The organism is Micromonospora sp. NPDC051141, from assembly GCF_044455765.1.
GTDB lineage: Bacteria > Actinomycetota > Actinomycetes > Mycobacteriales > Micromonosporaceae > Micromonospora.
Genome location: NZ_JBITFD010000028.1, coordinates 1 through 4,973, shown reverse-complemented (window position 1 = coordinate 4,973; position 4,973 = coordinate 1). Strand labels below are relative to the sequence as shown.

Annotated in this window: 4 protein-coding genes; 1 reads left to right on the top strand and 3 read right to left on the bottom strand. The window is 72.1% G+C overall.

Features of this window, described 5'->3' with window-relative positions; genetic code table 11:
- Nucleotides 1–109 precede the first annotated feature (109 nt).
- Nucleotides 110–661 (bottom strand): DUF6230 family protein, encoded by a 552-nt coding sequence (locus ACIA6B_RS31705; protein WP_281934652.1) that lies wholly within the window; start codon nt 659–661, stop codon nt 110–112.
- 449 nt (nt 662–1,110) lie between these two features.
- Entirely contained in the window at nt 1,111–2,034 is a 924-nt protein-coding gene (nudC, locus tag ACIA6B_RS31700) for an NAD(+) diphosphatase (protein WP_396779038.1), read from the bottom strand.
- 187 nt (nt 2,035–2,221) lie between these two features.
- Here nudC and ACIA6B_RS31695 point away from each other — a divergent pair, with 187 nt between their 5' ends.
- Nucleotides 2,222–4,036, top strand: a complete 1,815-nt coding sequence (locus ACIA6B_RS31695; protein ID WP_396779099.1) for a VanW family protein — start codon at nt 2,222–2,224, stop codon at nt 4,034–4,036.
- 54 nt (nt 4,037–4,090) lie between these two features.
- Here ACIA6B_RS31695 and ACIA6B_RS31690 read toward each other — a convergent pair whose 3' ends face one another.
- On the bottom strand, nt 4,091–4,717 hold the full coding sequence (locus tag ACIA6B_RS31690) for an NADPH-dependent F420 reductase (protein WP_396779036.1): 627 nt from the start codon (nt 4,715–4,717) through the stop codon (nt 4,091–4,093).
- Nucleotides 4,718–4,973 lie beyond the last annotated feature (256 nt).

The window sequence follows — 4,973 nt, the reverse complement described above, 5'->3', positions numbered from 1 at the left end:
GGGGCTGGCGCCTTGGGGGGGGGGCCCCCCCCCCCGCGGGGGGGGGGGGGGGGGGGGGCGCCGGGCGCGCGGGCGGCGCGCCCCCCCCCCCCCCCCCCTCGCCATCAGATCAGAAGCACTCCTTGGCGTCCTTGCCCACGTTGACCTTCAGCTTCAGGCCGTTGAGGGTGAAGACGCCGGCGCTGGTGGAGCGCGCCACCTGCTCCAGCTTCGTGATGGTCACCTTGTCGGCGCTCTGCCCGAACCCGCCGGGCTGACCCTGCTTCGCGTTGAGGTCGTTGGCGTCGCGGCCGATCTGGATGTTCTCGAACGTGGCGTCGCCCGCGAGCGAGTCCATGTCGATCAGCAGGTTGGTGGCGGTGGCCGGCTTGCCGTCGCCACCGGCGTTGATGGTCAGCACGATCGGGATGCCCGGCAGGCTGGCGTTGACCGACTGGCAGAGGTCGTAGAGCTTGGCGTCGGCGATCTCGGAGACGGCGACCGGGTGCTTGGTGCCGTTCTTCTCCTCGACCATGCCGCCGTACTGCTTGAAGCCGTTGCCCTCCAGCTTCGTGGCGCCGACCTTGAAGGTCTGGCCCGACACCGCGAACGAGGCCGCGATGGCGCCGTTGGCCATGCCCAGCACGATGCCGCCGGCGACGACCGTCGCCGGCACCATCATCGCGGCGAAGCGCCGCCAGCGGGTGCCGCCACTCGGCTGACGGTTCTCCGATTCACTCACAAGGTCCTCCTCGACGGGGGTGCGTCGCCGGACGCAGGACGCGACGCGGGACGGGAAAGCTGCGGGGCGGCGCGGATGCCGTTGTGCCGAACGGCCGCGCGGTCGCGGATTGGATGCTCTCGCGAAGCGACAGACCTCACAAGCCCCAAGCTACTGACGGGTAACACAGACGTGATATCAAGATCGTCCCTGGTTACCAACGGTTAACATCCCCGGGGCAAGGAGGTCAGGGCAAACCGGCCTGATTACGACAGGATGCCGAACAGGTTTCACCTGTGGTAGTCGTCACTGCCAAACATCACAGTTCGGTAACGGCAAGCTGGCAAGGCGCTGTGGGTGAGGAGCCCATCACCCGTCCGGCCGGGACCATGCCGCCGACCGGAGCCAGCTCAGCCCCGCTCGTCCAACCACGACTCCAGCAGGTGGCGGTCGATCGAGTCGACCCGGCCGAGGGGGCGCCCCGCCGCCGCCCGCGCACGCAGCTCCGCCCGGGTGAACCAGCGCGCCGCCACCAGCTCCTCGTCGTCGACCCGGACCCGCGTCGACACCGCCGTCGCCCGGAACCCGACCATCAACCCGGCCGGAAACGGCCACGCCTGCGAACCCTGATAGGTCACCGCCCGCACGGACACGCCGGCCTCCTCGGCCAACTCCCGCCGCACCGCGTCCTCCAGGCTCTCGCCGATCTCCACGAACCCGGCCAGCAGCGACCAGGAATCCTCCGCCGCCCCGCGATGCCGACCCAGCAGACAACGCTCCGGCTCACCGGGCGCCTCGACCAGCACGATGACCGCCGGCTCGATCCGCGGAAAGAACAACCGGGCGCAGCCCGGCCCGGTGCAGGAGCGGACGTGCCCGCCCGAGCCGGCCACCGTCGCCGCCCCGCACGCACCGCAGAACCGCTGGCCCCGATGCCAGTGCAGCAACCCCTTCGCGTACGCCTGGAGCGCCGCCTCCGCCGGTGTCAGCCCGCCCACCAGGGCGCGCACGTCCACCGCCTCGACCGCGCCGGCCAGCTCGCGGGCCTCGCCCTCCTCCTGCCCGGACAGGTCGGCGGCGAACACCGCCCGGCCCGCGTCCAGCCCCAGGAAGACCGTCTCGTCGGCGGCGGCGAGCAACCCGGCCGCGTCCGCCACGGTTGGCCGCACCGGTGCCCGCCCGGCATCCACCAGGCACCGGTCCCGCCAGCACGGCAGCACCACACTCGCCGGATCGGTCCGCCGCTCGGCCAGCCAGTTCGCGTCCCCGCGCAGCTCCGCCGCCCGGTCCAGCCAGCCACCGCCGTACGCCAACCCGCGCTCGTCCGCCCGCACCCGCCCACCGTGTCACGACCAGGGCGTGGACGGGGCCCCGAAACGGGTGATCGGTGCGACACCGCCGCCTGCCCGACACGACCGCCCGGCCGGAGACTCCCGACCGGCCCGAGCGTTGGTTACCGTAGGTGTCTCCCGCGGGGGAAGCGGTCCCCGCACGTGTCCTTCCGATGAGGTTGCAGTGACGATGTACGGCGAGAAGATGCCGGCCGCCGACGACCGCCCCACCATCAAGGTGGCGGCGGTGAGCTGGCCCGGGGTCGAGCTGGAGCCGGTCGCCACACCGCCCACCGACGACCCGGGGAAGCCGCCGCGCTCCCGACGCGCCCGGCTGCTGCTGGCCGGCGGGATCACCGCCGCCGTGCTCGCCGGTGGCGTCGGCGTCGGCGCCTACGCGTACGCCGGTGATGTGCCCCGCGGCACCACGGTGCTCGGCACCGAGCTGGGCGGCCGGAGCCGGGCCGAGGCGGCCCGCGCGCTGCGCACCGAGCTGGAACGCCGCGCCGACGCGCTGAACGCCCCGATCACCGTGACCGTGGGCGAGAAGAAGGTCGAGCTGAAGCCGGCCGACGTCGGGCTCACCGTCGACGTGGACGCCACCGTGGCGGCGGCCGCCGCCGCCGACGCGCACGCCGTCAGCCGACTGGTCGGCTCCCGCACGGTCGAGCCGGTGGTCACGGTCGACGCCGACCGGCTGGCAGCCGCCCTGCGCAAGGCCGCTGGCGACCAGGGCCGCGAGATGACCATGCCGACCATCATCTGGACCGGCACCACCCCGAAGCCGGTCTACCCGAAGCCGGCGCTGACCGTCGACACGACCGCCGCGACGACGGCTGTCACCTCGGCGTGGCTGGCCGCCCGACCGGTCACCGTGCCCCTGGTGGAGCAGTGGCCGGCGACCACCCGGGAGGAGGTCGACCGGCTCGTCACCGAGCTGGCCCGGCCCGCCGTCGCCGCGCCGGTCACGCTCACCACCGACGGCGGCTCGGTCACCATCCCGCCCGCCGCCATCGCCAGGTCGCTGCGCTTCCCGACCGACGACGCCGGAAAGATCACTCCCCGGGTCGACGTCAAGCGACTGCGCGCCGCGCTCGGCGGCAAGCTCGCGACGCTGGAGGTGGAGCCCCGCGACGCCGGGCTGACCATCAGTGGCGGCAAGCCGAAGGTGGTGCCGAGCCGGGCCGGCCGCCAGGTCGACGCCGCCGCGCTCGGGCCCGCGTTGCTCGCGGTGCTGCCGAAGCCGACCGACCGCGCGGTGACCGCCGCGCTGAAGCCGGCCACGCCGGAGCTGACCGAGGCCAAGCTGGCCGAGCTGGGCATCAAGGAACGGGTCTCCACCTTCACCACCCGGTTCACCGGCGGCCTCTCCTCCCCGCGCAGCCAGAACATCGTCCAGGCGGCCAAGGACGTGGACGGCACGATCGTCAAGCCCGGGGAGACCTTCTCGCTCAACGCGCACACCGGCGAACGCGGCTACGACCAGGGCTACCAGGACGCGCCGACGATCGTGAACGGCAAGCTGGTGCCGGGCGTGGGCGGCGGCGTCTCGCAGTTCACCACCACGCTGTTCAACGCGAGCTACTACGCCGGGCTGGAGGACGTCGAGCACAAGCCGCACTCGTTCTACTTCAGCCGCTACCCGGCCGTCATCGAGTCGACCATCTACTGGCCGCAGCTCGACTTCAAGTTCCGCAACAACACGCCGCACGGCGTGCTCATCGACACTTCGTACACGGGCAGCTCGATCACCGTGTCGATCTGGAGCACGAAGATCTACGACAGCGTGAAGACCGAGTACGGCCCGCGCCGGAACGTCACCCAGCCGAAGACGGTCTACCTCAAGCCGGGTCCGGACTGCATCTCCGCCGCCGGTGGGGTGGGATTCGCCCAGGACGCGTTCCGGGTGATCAAGAAGGACGGCAAGGTCGTCAAGCGGGAGAAGTTCAGCTGGCGGTACGACGCCGAACCGCGCTTCATCTGCGCCCCCGAGCCGGGGGCCTGACCCCGGACGCCAAGAAGGCCCCGCTCAGCGGGGCCTTCTTCGTGCTCGGTGCGATCACGGCCGCGCCGCGGCCAGACCCTCCCGTACGCCGTCCGCGTCGCGGTCGGTGCCGTACACCGGCGTGTCCGGCTGCTGCCGCCAGCTCTCGTCGAGCGTGCCCGCGTCCACCGGATCGAAGCCCAACTCCTCGACGATCCCCATGACGACCCGCTTGGCGTCCTCGTCGTCGCCGGCGACCGGCAGACCGATCCGGTCCGGCGTGCCCGCCGGCTTGCCCGCGTCCATCAGGTGCGCCGCCTGGATGTTGTTGAAGGCCTTGACCACCCGGGCGCCCTTGAGGTGGTCGGCGGTCCACCGGCTGGAGCTGAGACTACGGTCCAGCAGCTCGGCCACGTCGCCGTCGCGCTGGGGGTAGTAGTTGTTCGCGTCCACGACCAGCTTGCCGTCGAAGAGCGACGCCGGCAGTTGCGGCACCGCCTTCAGCGGGATCGCGACGACCACGACTTCCGCGCCCTGGACCGCCTCCTCCAGGCTCGCGGCTCGGGCGCCGGTCTCGGCGGCGAGGTCGGTCAGGCTCTGCGGGCCGCGGGAGTTGGCTACCGCGACGTCGTGGCCGAGTGAACTCAGACGACGGGTGAGGGTGCCCCCGATGTGCCCCGACCCGATGATTCCGATCTCCATGACCACTCCTGTACCCCGGTCGGCCCGGACCGATCCCGAACACGCCGTTCGTCACGTCACGTTTGACGAATCCGCCCCGTCCGGCGGGGGACGCGCGGAGCGGTCCCGGCTCGACGGTACGAGACACGACGGGTGGGCCGTGGAGATTCCGCCGGTTCCGGCGGTGAACGCAGTTCAGGGCCACCCCGAAGGGTGGCCCTGAACTGGAAGATTGTCCGGCGGTGTCCTACTCTCCCACACCCTCCCGAGTGCAGTA